Source organism: Janthinobacterium salmonicoloratum (genome assembly GCF_051380845.1).
In the GTDB taxonomy this organism is placed as follows: domain Bacteria; phylum Pseudomonadota; class Gammaproteobacteria; order Burkholderiales; family Burkholderiaceae_D; genus Janthinobacterium; species Janthinobacterium lividum_F.
Genome location: NZ_JBNYXV010000001.1, coordinates 1,287,652 through 1,302,536, shown reverse-complemented (window position 1 = coordinate 1,302,536; position 14,885 = coordinate 1,287,652). Strand labels below are relative to the sequence as shown.

Below are 14,885 nucleotides of genomic sequence, written 5' to 3'. Positions count from 1 at the left end.
CAAAAAGTATGTTGTTATCAGAGCAATGCTATAAGAAAATTGACCGCGAGCTGGCCAAGTACCCGGCCGACCAGCGTCAGTCGGCCGTCATGGCCGCGCTGGCCCACGCCCAGGATGAACTGGGCTGGCTGGCGCCGGAAACCATGAAGGAACTGGCCGATTACATCGGCATGCCGGCGATTGCCGTGCAGGAAGTGGCCACGTTCTACAATATGTACAACGTCAAGCCCGTGGGCAAGCACAAGATCACCGTATGCACCAACCTGCCATGCGCCCTGTCGGGCGGCGTGCGCGCTGCAGACTACCTGAAGCAGAAACTGGGTATCGATTTCCGCGAAACCACCGCAGACGGCCAGTTCACCCTGGTTGAAGGCGAGTGCATGGGTGCTTGCGGCGATGCGCCTGTCTTGCTGGTCAGTAATAAAACCATGTGCAGCTGGATGTCGAACGAGAAAATCGACGCCATGCTGGAGGAACTCAAGAAATGACGTCACTCCACAACCGCCATATCGATCCATTGATCCTGAAGGATCTGGATGGCAAGAACTGGCATTTGCAAGATTATGTGAACCGCGGCGGCTATAGCGCCCTGCGGCGTATCCTGAAAGAGAAAATCACGCCGGAACAGATCATCGCCGACCTCAAGGCTTCGTCCTTGCGCGGCCGTGGCGGCGCGGGTTTTCCTACCGGCTTGAAGTGGAGCTTCATGCCGCGCCAGTTCCCGGGTCAGAAATACCTCGTCTGCAATACAGATGAAGGCGAACCGGGCACTTTCAAGGACCGCGACATCATTCGTTACAATCCCCATGCCCTGATCGAAGGCATGGCCATTGGCGCTTATGCGATGGGCATCACTGTCGGCTATAACTATATCCACGGTGAAATCTTCCAGGAATACCTGCGTTTCGAAGAAGCGCTGGAAGAGGCGCGCGCCGCCGGTTTCCTCGGTGACAAGATCATGGGCAGCGAGTTCTCGTTCCAGTTGCATGCGCACCATGGTTATGGCGCCTACATCTGCGGTGAAGAAACGGCCCTGCTGGAGTCGCTGGAAGGCAAGAAAGGCCAGCCGCGCTTCAAGCCGCCTTTCCCTGCTTCGTTTGGCCTGTACGGCAAGCCGACGACGATCAACAACACGGAAACCTTCGCGGCCGTGCCCTTCGTGCTGAACATCGGTCCAGAGAAATACCTGGCGATGGGCAAGCCGAACAATGGCGGTTCGAAGATCTTCTCGATCTCGGGCGATGTGGAAAAGCCGGGCAACTACGAAGTACCGCTCGGCACCCCGTTTGCGACCCTGCTGGAACTGGCAGGCGGCATGCGCGGTGGCAAAAAGATCAAGGCCGTGATCCCTGGCGGCTCGTCCGCTCCGGTGATCCGCGGCGACATCATGATGCAGACCGACCTGGACTACGACTCGATCGCGAAAGCCGGTTCGATGTTGGGTTCGGGCGCCGTCATCGTGATGGACGAAACACGCTGCATGGTAAAGGCGCTGGAACGCCTGTCCTACTTCTACTTTGAAGAATCGTGCGGCCAGTGTACGCCTTGCCGTGAAGGCACAGGCTGGATGTACCGCATGGTGCACCGCATCGAGCAGGGGCAGGGTCGTCCAGACGACCTGGATATGCTCAACTCGATCGCCGACAACATCCAGGGCCGCACCATTTGCGCGCTGGGCGATGCGGCTGCCATGCCGGTACGGGCCTTCATTAAGAATTTCCGTGAAGAATTTGAATATCATATCGAGCACAAGCATTGCTTAGTGCCCGCATATATCTAAGCTGCGTCAGGTAACGATCACCATGGTTGAAATCGAAATAGACGGCAAAAAAGTCGAAGTCCCTGCTGGTAGCATGGTGATGGACGCCGCCAACAAATTGGGAACCTACATTCCGCACTTCTGCTATCACAAGAAATTGTCGATCGCAGCGAACTGCCGCATGTGCCTGGTCGAAGTGGAAAAGGCGCCCAAGCCTTTGCCCGCTTGTGCGACCCCGGTCAGTGCCGGCATGATCGTGCGCTCCGCCAGCGATAAAGCTGTGCAGGCGCAAAAGTCGGTCATGGAATTCTTGCTGATTAACCACCCGCTCGATTGCCCTATCTGCGATCAGGGCGGCGAATGCCAGTTGCAAGACTTGGCAGTGGGCTATGGCAAGAGCGAATCGCGCTACAAGGAAGACAAGCGCGTCGTGCAGCCGAAGGAAGCCGGTCCGCTGGTTTCCATGCAGGAAATGTCGCGCTGCATCCAGTGCACCCGCTGCGTACGCTTTGGCCAGGAAGTGGCCGGCGTGATGGAGCTGGGCATGATCGGCCGCGGCGAACACTCGGAAATCGTGTCCTTCGTCGGCCAGACGGTCGACTCCGAACTGTCGGGCAACATGATCGACCTGTGCCCGGTCGGCGCACTGACCTCGAAGCCGTTCCGCTACAGTGCCCGTACGTGGGAACTGTCGCGCCGCAAATCGGTCAGCCCGCATGACGGCTTGGGCGCGAACCTGATCGTGCAAGTGAAAGCTGGCAAGGTCAAGCGCGTATTGCCGCTGGAAAACGAAGCCGTCAACGAGTGCTGGATCTCGGACAAGGACCGTTTCTCGTACGAAGCGCTGGACAGTGCCGAACGCCTGACTTCCCCAATGCTGAAACAAGGCAACGAGTGGAAAGAAGTCGATTGGCAGACGGCGCTGGAATACGTGGCGCACGGCCTGAAAAATATCAAGCACGAGCATGGCGCCGACGCCATCGCCGCGCTGGCAACGCCGCATTCGACGGTCGAAGAGCTGGTACTGCTGCAAAAAGTGGCCAACGGTCTCGGTTCCGAGAACGTCGACTTCCGCCTGCGCCAGACCGACTTCGCGCTGGACGCCGGCGTCAAGCCATGGCTGGGCATGCCGATCAACGAATTTGGCCAGATCAAGCGCGCCTTCGTCATCGGCTCGTTCCTGCGCAAGGATCACCCATTGCTGGCCACGCGTCTGCGCGCGTCCGTCAAGGGCGGCGCCAAGCTGTCGATCCTGCACGCCTCCGACGATGACCAGCTGATCACCATCGCCAACAAGATGATCGTTGCACCAAGCGATTGGCTGGCGGCCTTGTCGGAAGTGGTTGTCGCGGTTGCCAAAGCCAAGGAAATCGCCGCGCCAAACGGTTTTGAAGCGGTGACCGCTTCGGACGTGGCTGTCGCCATCGCCGCCAGCCTGATGGCTGGTGACAACGGCGCGGTGCTGCTGGGTAACGCGGCAACGCAACACCCGCAAGCGTCGCAACTGCATGCTGCCGCGCAATGGATCGCCGAACAGACGGGCGCCAAGCTCGGTTACCTGACGGAAGCGGCCAATACGGTTGGCGCGCACCTGGTCGCCAAGCCGCGCGCCAACGTGCAAGCTGCTTTTGCCGTGCCGAAAAAAGCTTACGTGCTGCTGCACGCCGAGCCGGAACTCGATGCCGCCAATCCACAAGCGGCCCGCGCCGCCCTGGATGGCGCCGACATGGTCGTGGCCATGTCCGCTTTCAAGCACGGCATGGACTACGCCGATGTCTTGCTGCCGATCGCTCCGTTCGCTGAAACCTCGGGCACCTTCGTCAACTGCGAAGGCCGCGCGCAAAGCTTCAACGGCACCGTCAAACCGCTGGCGGAAACCCGTCCAGCCTGGAAAGTGCTGCGCGTCCTGGGCAACATCCTGGGCCTGGCCGGTTTCGACTACGACACCTCCGAAGCGATCCGCGACGAAGCGTTTGGCGCCGGCGTGACCGATTTGTCGGCACAGCTGAACAACATCGCCAAGAACGCGCCGGAAGCGGCATCGTACGCACCGGCTTCGCCAGCGCTGCAACGCATCGCCGACGTGCCGATCTACTTCGCCGACGCGCTGGTACGCCGCTCCGAACCGCTGCTGCGCACGGTCGATGGCGCCGCGCCGCAAGCGCACCTGTCCCTGGCGCTGGCTGAAAAGCTGGGCATCAAGGCGGGCGACAAGGTCAAAGTGGCGCAAGGCTCCGGCAGCGCCATCCTGGTGGCGGCAATTCATGCCGGCCTGCCAGCCAATGTGGTGAAAGTGTCGGCGGCGCATGCCTCGACGGCTAGCCTGGGCGGCATGTTCGGTGACATCACAGTTGAAACAGCAGAGGGGAAAATCTGATGGCTCTGCCTGAATTTGTAAACGTCATCAACAGCAGTGGCCAGGATTTGCTGGGCGGCTCGTGGCCGTTCTTCTGGACCCTGATCAAGATCCTGTGCGTGTTGTTGCCGCTGATGGGCCTGGTTGCCTACCTGACCTTGTGGGAACGCAAGCTGATCGGCTGGATCCAGATCCGCGTCGGCCCGAACCGCGTGGGTCCGCTGGGCTTGCTGCAGCCGATCGCCGATGCGCTGAAACTCTTGTTCAAAGAGATCATCATCCCGTCCAAGGCCGCCAAGGGCCTGTTCGTGATCGGCCCAATCATGACCATCATGCCGGCCCTGGCCGCCTGGTCGGTCGTGCCGTTCGGTCCGCAAGCCGTGCTGGCCAACGTCAACGCGGGCTTGCTGATGCTGCTGGCGATTACCTCGATGGAAGTCTACGGCATCATCATCGCCGGCTGGGCTTCGAACTCGAAGTACTCGTTCATGGGCGCCATGCGTGCTTCGGCACAGATGATTTCGTATGAAATCCCGATGGGCTTCGTGATGGTCATCGTGCTGATGGTCTCGGGCAGCCTGAACTTCATCGACATCGTCAGCGGCCAGCAAATCGGCTTCTTCGCTGACAAGGGCGTGAACTTCCTGTCGTGGAACTGGTTGCCGTTGCTGCCGATGTTCGTCATCTACCTGGTGTCGGGCCTGGCTGAAGCCAACCGTCACCCGTTCGACGTCGTCGAAGGCGAGTCGGAAATCGTTGCCGGCCACATGGTCGAGTACTCGGGCATGGCCTACGCCATGTTCATGCTGGCCGAATACGCCAACATGATCCTGATCGGCGCCCTGGCTTCGATCATGTTCCTCGGTGGCTGGTCCGCACCATTTGCCTTCCTCGAGTTCTGGGGTGGTTTCGGCGGCTTCTTCTGGCTGTTCGCCAAGACCTTCTTCATCGTGTCGGTGTTCATCTGGGTGCGCGGTACTTTCCCACGCTACCGTTATGACCAGATCATGCGCCTCGGCTGGAAAGTGTTTATCCCGTTGACGCTGGTCTACCTGGTCTTCGTCGCTGCCTGGATGCAGACATCCTGGAATATTTGGAAGTAAGAGAGTGCATACGAATGGATAAGGTAAAAGATTTCTTCAGCAGCCTCTTGTTAGGCGAGCTGATCAAGGGCATGGCGTTGACAGGCAAGTACATGTTTTCGCGCAAGATCACGGTGCAATTCCCGGAAGAGAAAACACCGATCTCGCCGCGTTTCCGTGGCTTGCACGCGCTGCGCCGCTACCCGAACGGCGAGGAACGTTGCATCGCCTGCAAACTGTGCGAAGCGGTTTGCCCGGCGATGGCCATCACGATCGAATCGGAACAGCGTGACGACGGTTCGCGCCGCACCACGCGTTACGATATCGACTTGACCAAGTGCATCTTCTGCGGTTTCTGCGAAGAGTCCTGCCCGGTCGATTCGATCGTCGAGACGCAAATCCTGGAATACCACGGCGAGAAACGCGGGGATTTGTATTACACGAAAGAGATGTTGCTGGCCGTAGGTGATCGTTATGAAAATGACATCGCCGCTGCGCGCGCCGCCGACGCACCTTATCGCTGATGGATGCGCCGTAGCCCCTGGCTGCGGCGCGCCCCTCGTTCATCTGTACGTCTATTGGGTTTTTTATGGACTTTAAAACAATTTTGTTTTACGCCTTCGCGCTGATCTTGATTCTGGCAGCGACGCGCGTCATCACGGCCCGTAATCCGGTCCACGCAGTACTGTTCCTGGTGCTGTCCTTCTTTTCCGCAGCGGGCATCTGGATGCTGCTGCAAGCTGAATTCCTGGCCATCGTGCTGGTCTTGGTGTATGTCGGCGCCGTGATGGTGCTGTTCCTCTTCGTGGTCATGATGCTCGATATCAATATCGACCGCATGCGCGAAGGTTTCTGGGGCTATTTGCCGCTGTCCGTGACGGTGGGCGTGATCATTGTGCTGGAAATGGCCGCTGTCCTGTGGCACGGTTTCCGCAACTTTGCGCCTAGCATCGCTCCGGTGAACGTCAACCTGGGCGGCACCAAGGAACTGGGCCTGCTGATCTACACGAAATATGTGTTCGCCTTCGAGATCGCTGCCGTCGTGCTGCTGGTGGCCATCGTTGCCGCGGTTGCACTGACCCTGCGTAAACGCAAGGACACCAAGCATTTTGCTCCAGGCGATGCGGTACGCGTCAAGCGCAACGACCGCCTGAAGATCATCAAGATGGACGCGGTTGTCGAGCGTCCTGCGGCTGAGCCGGAAGTTAAGGAGGCACCATGACATTATCGCTCACACATTTTTTGGTCCTGGGCGCGATCCTGTTCGCAATCTCGATCGTCGGTATTTTCCTGAACCGCAAGAACATCATCGTATTGCTGATGGCAATCGAATTGATGCTGCTGGCGGTGAATATGAATTTCATCGCGTTCTCCCATTTCATGGGCGACGCGGCCGGTCAGATCTTCGTTTTCTTCATCCTGACGGTTGCCGCCGCTGAGTCGGCTATCGGTCTGGCTATTCTGGTGGTGATGTTCCGCAATCTGGATACCATCAACGTCGAAGACCTGGACAGCCTCAAAGGCTGATGTTTTTCAGACTCGATCTCTCGAATAATAACGATTAAGGTTCATCATGGCGGGGCAACTCCTCAACCCTAACCTCCTTCTTGCCGTACCGCTGGCGCCGCTGGCCGGTGCCGCGATTGCAGGTTTGCTTGGCACCCAGTTCCTGGGTAATTTGGTCGGACGCAAGACGTCGCATACCGCGACGATCCTGGGCGTACTGATTGCGTTCATCCTGTCCGTGCAGACACTGCTGGCAGTGATGGATGGCGCGACATTCAATGGCACGATCTATAACTGGATGACGATCGGCACCTTGAAGATGGAAGTGGGCTTCCAGATCGATTCGCTGTCGGCGATGATGATGTGCGTGGTCACCTTCGTCTCCCTGATGGTGCACATCTACACGATCGGCTACATGAAGGATGACGAAGGCTACAACCGCTTCTTCGCCTACATCTCGCTGTTCACGTTCTCGATGCTGATGCTGGTCATGGCCAACAACTTCCTGCAACTGTTCTTCGGTTGGGAAGCCGTGGGCCTGGTTTCTTACCTGCTGATCGGTTTCTGGTACCAGCGTCCGACGGCCATCGTGGCCAACATGAAAGCGTTCCTCGTCAACCGCGTGGGCGACTTCGGCTTCATCCTGGGCATCGGCCTGCTGCTGGCCTACGCCGGCACCATGAACTACCAGGAAGTGTTCGCCAAGAAAGACGAACTGGCGCTGTTGAGCCTGCCAGGCACCGACTGGGCCCTGCTGACCGTTGCCTGCATCTGCCTGTTCATCGGCGCGATGGGCAAATCGGCGCAGTTCCCGCTGCACGTGTGGCTGCCTGACTCGATGGAAGGTCCTACTCCGATCTCGGCACTGATTCACGCCGCAACGATGGTGACGGCCGGTATCTTCATGGTCTCGCGCATGTCGCCGCTGTTCGAACTGTCCGACACGGCACTGTCCTTCATCCTGGTGATCGGTTCCATCACGGCACTGTTCATGGGCTTCCTGGGCATCATCCAGAACGACATCAAGCGCGTCGTTGCTTACTCGACTCTGTCGCAGCTGGGCTACATGACCGTGGCGCTGGGTTCGTCCGCGTACTCCGTGGCAGTGTTCCACCTGATGACGCACGCATTCTTCAAGGCACTGCTGTTCCTGGGCGCCGGTTCCGTCATCATCGGCATGCACCATGACCAGGACATCCGCAACATGGGTGGCCTGCGCAAGTACATGCCGATCACCTGGATCACTTCCCTGGTCGGTTCGCTGGCCCTGATCGGCACGCCGCTGTTCTCCGGTTTCTACTCGAAAGACAGCATCATCGAAGCCGTCGAAGCGACGCACATCTGGGGCGCTGGTTTTGCCCAGTTCGCCGTGCTGGCTGGCGTCTTCGTCACCGCCTTCTACTCGTTCCGCATGTATTTCCTCGTCTTCCACGGCAAGGAACGTTTCGGCCAGGCGCACGCGCATGGTCACGACGACCATCACGCACCGAAAGCGGCCCATGGCGCGCACGGCGATGCGCATGACGACCATCATGAGGAAGAGGAAGACGACCACGCGCATCACGGTCTGGAACCTGGCCAGAAGCCGCATGAATCCCCATTCGTCGTATGGTTCCCGCTGGTGATGCTGGCGATTCCGTCGCTGATCATCGGCTACCTGACGATCGGCCCGATGCTGCATGGCGATTTCTTCAAGGGCGTGATCTTCGTTGGCGAAAACCATCCAGCAATGGAAGAGTTGTCGCATGAATTCCACGGCGCAATGGCGATGGCGATCCACGGCCTGTCGACGGCACCGTTCTGGCTGGCATTGTCCGGCGTGGTGGCAGCCTACTACTGCTACATGGTCAACCCGCGTGTGCCGGCCTGGTTCTTTGCCAAGTTCCACGCGATCCACACCCTGCTGGACAACAAGTACTACATGGACAAGTTCAATGAAGTCGTGTTCGCCAGCGGTGCCCGCTTGCTGGGTAATGGCCTGTGGAACTTCGGTGACAAGAAGCTGATCGATGGCCTGCTGGTCAACGGTAGCGCCAAGGTCGTCGCCTGGCTGTCTTCGCTGTCGCGAGTGCTGCAGACCGGCTACATCTATCACTATGCATTCGTGATGATCCTGGGTGTGCTGGGCTTCCTGATCTATTTCCTGCCATTCTGGCCCGCTAAGTAAGCTGACCTGATAAAAGAATACTGAGAACCATGATGCAGTCTACGATTTCTACACTACCTCCTTACCTGAGTCTGTCGATCTGGGTGCCGATCATTTGCGGCGTCCTGGTCCTGGCTCTCGGCCGTGACAGCAAAGCGGGCTTTACCCGCTGGCTGTCGCTGGCTGGCGCCGTGCTCAGCATGCTGTGCACCTTGCCGCTGATCCAGCATTTCGACAACGCCGCACACGGCATGCAATTCGTCGAAAAAGCACCGTGGATAGCAACCTTCAATATCTGGTACTCGCTGGGTATCGACGGCCTGTCGCTGTGGTTCATTCCACTGACGGCCTTCATCACGGTCATCGTCGTCATTTCCGCCTGGCAAGTGATCGAGAAGCGCATCGCCCAGTACATGGGTGCCTTCCTGATCCTGTCGGGCCTGATGATCGGCGTGTTCTGCGCGCTGGACGGCTTGCTGTTCTACTTCTTCTTTGAAGCAACCCTGATCCCGATGTTCATCATCATCGGTATCTGGGGCGGTTCGAACCGCGTGTACGCGTCGTTCAAGTTCTTCCTGTACACCTTCTTCGGTTCGCTGCTGACCCTGGTTGCCATCATCTACCTGCGCAATGTGACGGGTACCTTCGACATCCTGGCCTGGCATGCGTTCAAGCTGACGATGAACGAGCAGATCTTCATTTTCCTGGCCTTCCTGATGGCGTTTGCCGTCAAAGTGCCGATGTTCCCTGTCCACACGTGGTTGCCGGACGTCCACGTGGAAGCGCCTACGGGCGGTTCCGCCGTGCTGGCCGCCATCATGCTGAAACTGGGCGCGTATGGTTTCCTGCGTTTTTCGCTGCCGATCACGCCGGACGCCAGCCACTACCTGTCGGGCTTCATGATCGCCTTGTCGCTGATCGCCGTCATCTACATCGGTCTGGTTGCCCTGGTGCAAACCGACATGAAAAAACTGGTCGCCTATTCGTCGATCGCGCACATGGGCTTCGTGACCCTGGGCTTCTTCATGTTCAACGACATTTCGGTGCAGGGCGGTATCGTGCAGATGGTTTCGCACGGCTTCATCTCCGGCGCGATGTTCCTGTGCATCGGCGTGCTGTATGACCGCATGCATACCCGCAACATCGCCGACTACGGCGGCGTCGTGAACCGCATGCCGAAATTTGCCGCCTTCTTCGTGCTGTTCTCGATGGCCAACTGCGGTCTGCCAGCGACTTCCGGCTTCGTCGGCGAGTTCATGGTGATCCTGGGCGCGGTGAAGTACAACTTCTGGATTGGTCTGCTGGCTGCAACGGCACTGATCTGGGGCGCGGCGTACTCGCTGTGGATGGCCAAGCGCGTGGTGTTCGGCAAGATCAAGAACAAGCATGTGGCCGAACTGACCGACATCAACAAACGTGAATTCTTCATGCTTGCTGTGCTGGCCATCGCCGTGCTCGTGATGGGTCTGTACCCAGCCCCGTTCACCGACACGATGCAAACTTCGGTTGCTGACCTGCTGCAGCATGTCGCCACCAGCAAGTTGCCTTAAATAGAAGACCGATAACATGACTAATGCACCTAATCTGGTACCGCTGTACGCGGAAATCTTTCTGCTGATCGCCACGTCGGCGCTCTTGCTGATCGATATGTTCTTGCCTGCGGCGAAGCGTTCGATCACCTATGCGCTGTCCTTGCTGACCCTGGCCGGCTGCGCCTTGCTGACCGTGGGCGACTTCAATGCGGGCACCACCGTCTACACGTTCCACAACATGTTCGTGTCGGACCCGATGTCGCAGTTGCTGAAACTGTTCTCGTACGGCGCCGTGGCGCTGACTCTGATCTACTCGCGTGCCTATGCCACCGACCGCAGCATGCTGTCGGGTAACCTGGGCGGCGAGTTCTACGTGCTGGCCCTGTTTGCACTGCTGGGCCAGATGATCATGATCTCGGCCAACAACTTCCTGATCATCTACCTGGGTCTGGAACTGATGTCGCTGTCGCTGTACGCGCTGATCGCCTTGCGTCGTGACAATGCCAAGGCCACGGAAGCGGCCATGAAATACTTCATCCTGGGCGCGCTGGCCTCCGGTTTCATGTTGTACGGTATCTCGATGCTGTACGGCGCCTCCGGCACCCTGGATCTGGGCGAACTGCGCGTGGCGCTGGAAAACGGCAAGACCAACGGCACCATCATGGTCTTCGGCCTGGTGTTCCTGGTAGCCGGCCTGGCCTTCAAACTGGGCGTCGTGCCATTCCACATGTGGGTGCCTGACGTGTATCAAGGTTCGCCGACGGCCGTGACCCTGCTGCTGGGCGCGGCACCGAAACTGGCTGCCTTCGCCATCACTCTGCGCTTGCTGGCCGAAGGCTTGCTGCCGATGGCGCATGACTGGCAGCAAATGCTGCTGGTGCTGGCCGTGATGTCGCTGGCCATCGGTAACTTCACCGCCATCGCGCAAACCAACCTGAAGCGCATGTTGGCGTACTCGACCATCGCGCAAATGGGCTTCGTTCTGCTGGGCTTGCTGTCCGGTACCGTTGACGCACCGAACAACACCCTGAACGCGGCTGGCGCAGCCACCGCCTACGGCGCTTCGATGTACTACGTCATCACCTACGTGTTCACCACCCTGGGTACCTTTGGCGTGATTATGTTGTTGGCACGTAATGGTTTCGAAGCAGAAGAACTGGCCGACTTCAAGGGCCTGGGCAAACGCAGCCCGATCTTCGCGCTGGTGATGACCCTGTTCATGTTCTCGCTGGCCGGCGTGCCGCCGCTGATGGGCTTCATGGCCAAGTACTCGGTGCTCGCTTCCGTGCTGGCCACGGGCCAGCTGTGGCTGACCATCGCTGCCGTGCTGTTCTCGCTGATCGGTGCCTTCTACTACCTGCGCGTCGTGAAAATGATGTGGTTCGACGAACCGACCGACAGCAACGCGCTGGTCGTGCATGGCGACATGCGCGTCGTGCTGGCCCTGAACGGCGTGTTCGTCCTGGCGCTGGGTGTGATGCCTAACAGCATCCTGGCTGCCTGCGCGACTGCCATCACCAAGACCCTGGCGTCCTGACCGATGGATGTCACCGCCTCGAGCTGGCTGGTGATCGCCCTGGGCATCCTGGGCGCCAACCTGCCTTTCCTGAACGAGAAACTGTTTGCCGCCGTGCCCCTGAAAAGGGCGGCGCAGGCAGAGGGCAGCAAAGGCTGGCGCAAGCCGCTGGCGCTGCGCCTGCTGGAGATGGTGATTCTGTACTTCATCGTCGGCGCCGTGGCGTTCGCGCTCGAAGCGCGCATCGGCAACGGTTTCCCGCAGACGTGGGAGTTTTACGCCATCACCGGCTGTCTGTTCCTGGTGCTGGCTTTCCCAGGTTTCGTGACTCGTTATCTGCGTAAACGCCGCTAGGCACCATCCTCCGAAAGCGGCGCCTCTGGCGCCGTTTTTTATTGAATAAAGGAATTCCATGGATACGAATCTGATTGAAACCAAGGTGGACGGTGAGCTCGTCTACCAGGGCGGCTTCCTGCGCGTGCAGCGCGACCGGGTCGCGCTGCCTGACGGCAAGATTACGGCGCGCGAATTCGTCCTGCATCCGGGCGCCGTCGTCATCCTGCCGCTGCTCGACGATGGCACGGTGCTGATGGAACGCCAGTACCGCTATCCGCTGGACCGGGTCTTCATCGAATTCCCCGCCGGCAAGATCGATGCAGGAGAACCCCACCTGGCTTGCGCCCAGCGCGAGTTGCTGGAAGAGACGGGCTATACGGCCAGCGACTGGCAATTCGTCTCCACCATCCATAACGCCATCGCGTATTCCGACGAGCACCTGGAGCTGTTTTTGGCACGCGGCCTGGTGGCCGGCGAACGCCAGCTCGACGAGGGCGAATTTTTGGAAACGTTCACGGCCACGGTGCCGCAGCTGCTCGACTGGGTCAAGGATGGCACGATTACCGACGTGAAAACCGTCATCGGCATCTTCTGGCTCGACAAGATCACCAGCGGCGCCTGGCAGCCAGCCTGATTCCGCACATGCGCACGGCGATCTTCCTGCTGTTGGCGTTGGCCAGCCTGGGCGCACACGGGGCTGCGCGCACGCCGTTCCAGGTGCGCTGCGAAGACACGATCAGCAAGACGGTGTCCGTGCTGACGGCGCAGCAGAATGGCTACTCCATCGATACGCATCTACCATACAAGGCCCTCACGGTCATGAAGGGCACGGCACGCGCCAACACCTGGGTACTGGGACTGACGAAGACGGATTCGCGCGTGGCCATCGCCCTGGCCGGCCCCATGCTGCAGGATCCGGCCAGCGGCTATGAATGCGTGGCGCCGCAGATTACCGTGACCCTGACATATGCGCCCGTGGTGATCTATATCGGCCGCGAGTTTGCTCCCGGCACTTGCGCGTATGATGAGATACTCGCGCACGAACTGCGGCACATGAAAACCTATATGGAACACCTGCCGCGCGTGGAAAAGACCGTGCGCGCCGCGCTGGCCAAACGCTTCGAGGCGCGGCCCCTGTATGCGCCCAGCGGCACGGCCAAGGCGGCGCTGGCGCGCGAGATCGACACGGGCTGGTTGCCGTACATCAAGGCCGAAATGCGCAAGGTGGAAACCTTGCAGGCGGCCATCGATTCTCCACAAGAATATGCGCGCCTGGGCAAGGCGTGCAAAGGCGAGATACAAAACATCCTGACGGGCAAGGCAGCGCCCGCCAATTAGGCAATTAGATGAGGAATGGCATGACAGCAGCACCAAACACCGTCCGCTACTTTGCGTTGATCCCCGCCGCCGGCGTGGGGGCGCGCATGGAAGCGGGCAGTCCCAAGCAGTATTTACCCATCGCCGGCAAACCCATGCTGCGCCATGCGCTCGACGCCTTTCTCGCCAGCCCGCTGATCGCGCATACCTATGTCGTCGTCAGCGCCGACGATGGTCAGATCGATGCCGTGGTGCCGGAGCAGGGCGTGACTGTGCTGCGCTGCGGCGGCGCCACGCGCATGGAAAGCATCCTGAATGGCTTGCACGCCGTGCAGGGCAGCATAGCTGCCCACGACCAGGTGCTGGTGCACGACGCGGCGCGGCCCGGCCTGACGCCGGCGCTGATCGCAAAGCTGATCATGGAAGTGGGCGAGCATGCGGCCGGCGGCTTGCTGGCCTTGCCCGTGGTCGACACGGTCAAGCGGGCGGGGCCGGGCAATGTGTCGGCACAGACGGTGCCGCGCGACGGCCTGTGGCTGGCGCAGACGCCGCAAATGTTCAGCTATGCCTTGCTGCACCAGGCTTTGTCCGAAGCGCCCGATCCGCAAGCGATTACCGACGACGCCAGTGCCGTCGAAGCGCTGGGCCTAGCGCCCAGGCTCGTCGAAGGCCACCCGCGCAACCTGAAGGTGACCCTGCCGCGCGACATACACACGGCCGAGCTGTACCTGAACCATCCTTGAATTCCAGAGAGACCCGCATGAACACAACGACTCCCGTACTGCCTTTTCGCATCGGCCAGGGCTATGACTGCCACGCGCTGGTGGAAAACCGCGACCTGATCATCGGTGGCGTGAAAATTCCCCATCACCTGGGCTTGCTCGGCCACTCCGACGCCGACGTGTTGCTGCACGCGATTACTGACGCCATCTTCGGCGCCGCCGCCCTGGGCGACATCGGCCGCCATTTCCCCGACACGGACGCGCAATTCAAGGGCGCCGATTCGCGCACCCTGCTGCGCGAAGCCGTGCGCCGCGTGCAGGCAACCGGTTATATCATCGGTAATATCGACGCCACCATCATCGCCCAGCGCCCGAAAATGGCGCCGCACATCGCCGCCATGTGCGCCAACGTGGCCGAAGACCTGGGTGTATCGGTGGGGCAGGTCAACATCAAGGCCAAAACGAATGAAAAGCTCGGCTACCTTGGCCGGGAAGAAGGCATCGCGGCCGAAGCCGTGGCCTTGCTGCTGCGCGCCTGAGCGTACCCGGCAGCACTTTTTCAATGATTCCTGAAAATTAATATTTCCAAAGTAAAATTTGGTGAAAATCTAAC

15 protein-coding genes are annotated in these 14,885 nt (G+C 59.6%); all 15 read left to right on the top strand.

Going from position 1 to position 14,885, the window contains the following annotated elements:
* The first annotated feature begins 8 nt into the window (after positions 1 to 8).
* The 15 genes from nuoE (at position 9) to ispF (ending at position 14,811) form a co-directional block, all read left to right on the top strand.
* Positions 9 to 488, top strand: a complete 480-nt coding sequence (gene nuoE, locus ACQ4WY_RS06015; RefSeq protein WP_034749989.1) for an NADH-quinone oxidoreductase subunit NuoE — start codon at positions 9 to 11, stop codon at positions 486 to 488.
* Complete coding sequence (gene nuoF / locus ACQ4WY_RS06010) at positions 485 to 1,780, top strand: NADH-quinone oxidoreductase subunit NuoF (protein WP_099378294.1); 1,296 nt, start codon at positions 485 to 487, stop codon at positions 1,778 to 1,780. The genes nuoE and nuoF overlap by 4 nt, the downstream gene beginning before the upstream one ends.
* 22 nt (positions 1,781 to 1,802) lie before the next feature.
* Entirely contained in the window at positions 1,803 to 4,136 is a 2,334-nt protein-coding gene (gene nuoG, locus ACQ4WY_RS06005) for an NADH-quinone oxidoreductase subunit NuoG (RefSeq protein ID WP_436503222.1), read from the top strand.
* The gene (gene nuoH, locus ACQ4WY_RS06000) at positions 4,136 to 5,218 is read left to right on the top strand and encodes an NADH-quinone oxidoreductase subunit NuoH (protein ID WP_070255609.1); all 1,083 of its coding nucleotides are present in this window, start codon (positions 4,136 to 4,138) and stop codon (positions 5,216 to 5,218) included. Before nuoG ends, nuoH begins: the two co-directional genes overlap by 1 nt.
* A gap of 14 nt (positions 5,219 to 5,232) precedes the next feature.
* A complete protein-coding gene (gene nuoI / locus ACQ4WY_RS05995; protein ID WP_010399726.1) occupies positions 5,233 to 5,721 on the top strand; it encodes an NADH-quinone oxidoreductase subunit NuoI in 489 nt (162 codons plus the stop codon).
* Positions 5,722 to 5,786: 65 nt separating this feature from the next.
* Positions 5,787 to 6,419, top strand: a complete 633-nt coding sequence (locus ACQ4WY_RS05990) for an NADH-quinone oxidoreductase subunit J (RefSeq protein ID WP_034779507.1) — start codon at positions 5,787 to 5,789, stop codon at positions 6,417 to 6,419.
* Positions 6,416 to 6,724, top strand: coding sequence for an NADH-quinone oxidoreductase subunit NuoK (gene nuoK, locus ACQ4WY_RS05985; protein WP_010399724.1), 309 nt, complete (start codon positions 6,416 to 6,418; stop codon positions 6,722 to 6,724). The genes ACQ4WY_RS05990 and nuoK overlap by 4 nt, the downstream gene beginning before the upstream one ends.
* 46 nt (positions 6,725 to 6,770) lie before the next feature.
* Positions 6,771 to 8,870 (top strand): NADH-quinone oxidoreductase subunit L, encoded by a 2,100-nt coding sequence (nuoL, locus tag ACQ4WY_RS05980; RefSeq protein WP_436503221.1) that lies wholly within the window; start codon positions 6,771 to 6,773, stop codon positions 8,868 to 8,870.
* Positions 8,871 to 8,899: 29 nt separating this feature from the next.
* Positions 8,900 to 10,399: an NADH-quinone oxidoreductase subunit M gene (locus ACQ4WY_RS05975; RefSeq protein ID WP_353660758.1), complete on the top strand. Its 1,500-nt coding sequence runs from the start codon at positions 8,900 to 8,902 to the stop codon at positions 10,397 to 10,399.
* Positions 10,400 to 10,415: 16 nt separating this feature from the next.
* Entirely contained in the window at positions 10,416 to 11,918 is a 1,503-nt protein-coding gene (gene nuoN, locus ACQ4WY_RS05970) for an NADH-quinone oxidoreductase subunit NuoN (protein ID WP_070224105.1), read from the top strand.
* 3 nt (positions 11,919 to 11,921) lie between these two features.
* Positions 11,922 to 12,251, top strand: a complete 330-nt coding sequence (locus ACQ4WY_RS05965; protein ID WP_436503220.1) for a DUF2818 family protein — start codon at positions 11,922 to 11,924, stop codon at positions 12,249 to 12,251.
* A gap of 58 nt (positions 12,252 to 12,309) precedes the next feature.
* Positions 12,310 to 12,867, top strand: a complete 558-nt coding sequence (locus ACQ4WY_RS05960) for an NUDIX domain-containing protein (RefSeq protein ID WP_436503219.1) — start codon at positions 12,310 to 12,312, stop codon at positions 12,865 to 12,867.
* A gap of 8 nt (positions 12,868 to 12,875) precedes the next feature.
* Entirely contained in the window at positions 12,876 to 13,571 is a 696-nt protein-coding gene (locus ACQ4WY_RS05955; RefSeq protein ID WP_436503218.1) for a hypothetical protein, read from the top strand.
* A 20-nt stretch (positions 13,572 to 13,591) separates the two neighbouring features.
* Positions 13,592 to 14,293: a 2-C-methyl-D-erythritol 4-phosphate cytidylyltransferase gene (ispD, locus tag ACQ4WY_RS05950; protein ID WP_436503217.1), complete on the top strand. Its 702-nt coding sequence runs from the start codon at positions 13,592 to 13,594 to the stop codon at positions 14,291 to 14,293.
* Between the two features lie 17 nt (positions 14,294 to 14,310).
* Positions 14,311 to 14,811, top strand: coding sequence for a 2-C-methyl-D-erythritol 2,4-cyclodiphosphate synthase (gene ispF, locus ACQ4WY_RS05945; RefSeq protein WP_099388380.1), 501 nt, complete (start codon positions 14,311 to 14,313; stop codon positions 14,809 to 14,811).
* Positions 14,812 to 14,885: the final 74 nt, after the last annotated feature.

Coding starts and splice junctions, on each gene's coding strand:
- nuoE (WP_034749989.1), top strand. CDS start 9: ATGTTGTTATCAGAGCAATGCTATAAGAAAATTGACCGCGAGCTGGCC.
- nuoF (WP_099378294.1), top strand. CDS start 485: ATGACGTCACTCCACAACCGCCATATCGATCCATTGATCCTGAAGGAT.
- nuoG (WP_436503222.1), top strand. CDS start 1,803: ATGGTTGAAATCGAAATAGACGGCAAAAAAGTCGAAGTCCCTGCTGGT.
- nuoH (WP_070255609.1), top strand. CDS start 4,136: ATGGCTCTGCCTGAATTTGTAAACGTCATCAACAGCAGTGGCCAGGAT.
- nuoI (WP_010399726.1), top strand. CDS start 5,233: ATGGATAAGGTAAAAGATTTCTTCAGCAGCCTCTTGTTAGGCGAGCTG.
- ACQ4WY_RS05990 (WP_034779507.1), top strand. CDS start 5,787: ATGGACTTTAAAACAATTTTGTTTTACGCCTTCGCGCTGATCTTGATT.
- nuoK (WP_010399724.1), top strand. CDS start 6,416: ATGACATTATCGCTCACACATTTTTTGGTCCTGGGCGCGATCCTGTTC.
- nuoL (WP_436503221.1), top strand. CDS start 6,771: ATGGCGGGGCAACTCCTCAACCCTAACCTCCTTCTTGCCGTACCGCTG.
- ACQ4WY_RS05975 (WP_353660758.1), top strand. CDS start 8,900: ATGATGCAGTCTACGATTTCTACACTACCTCCTTACCTGAGTCTGTCG.
- nuoN (WP_070224105.1), top strand. CDS start 10,416: ATGACTAATGCACCTAATCTGGTACCGCTGTACGCGGAAATCTTTCTG.
- ACQ4WY_RS05965 (WP_436503220.1), top strand. CDS start 11,922: ATGGATGTCACCGCCTCGAGCTGGCTGGTGATCGCCCTGGGCATCCTG.
- ACQ4WY_RS05960 (WP_436503219.1), top strand. CDS start 12,310: ATGGATACGAATCTGATTGAAACCAAGGTGGACGGTGAGCTCGTCTAC.
- ACQ4WY_RS05955 (WP_436503218.1), top strand. CDS start 12,876: ATGCGCACGGCGATCTTCCTGCTGTTGGCGTTGGCCAGCCTGGGCGCA.
- ispD (WP_436503217.1), top strand. CDS start 13,592: ATGACAGCAGCACCAAACACCGTCCGCTACTTTGCGTTGATCCCCGCC.
- ispF (WP_099388380.1), top strand. CDS start 14,311: ATGAACACAACGACTCCCGTACTGCCTTTTCGCATCGGCCAGGGCTAT.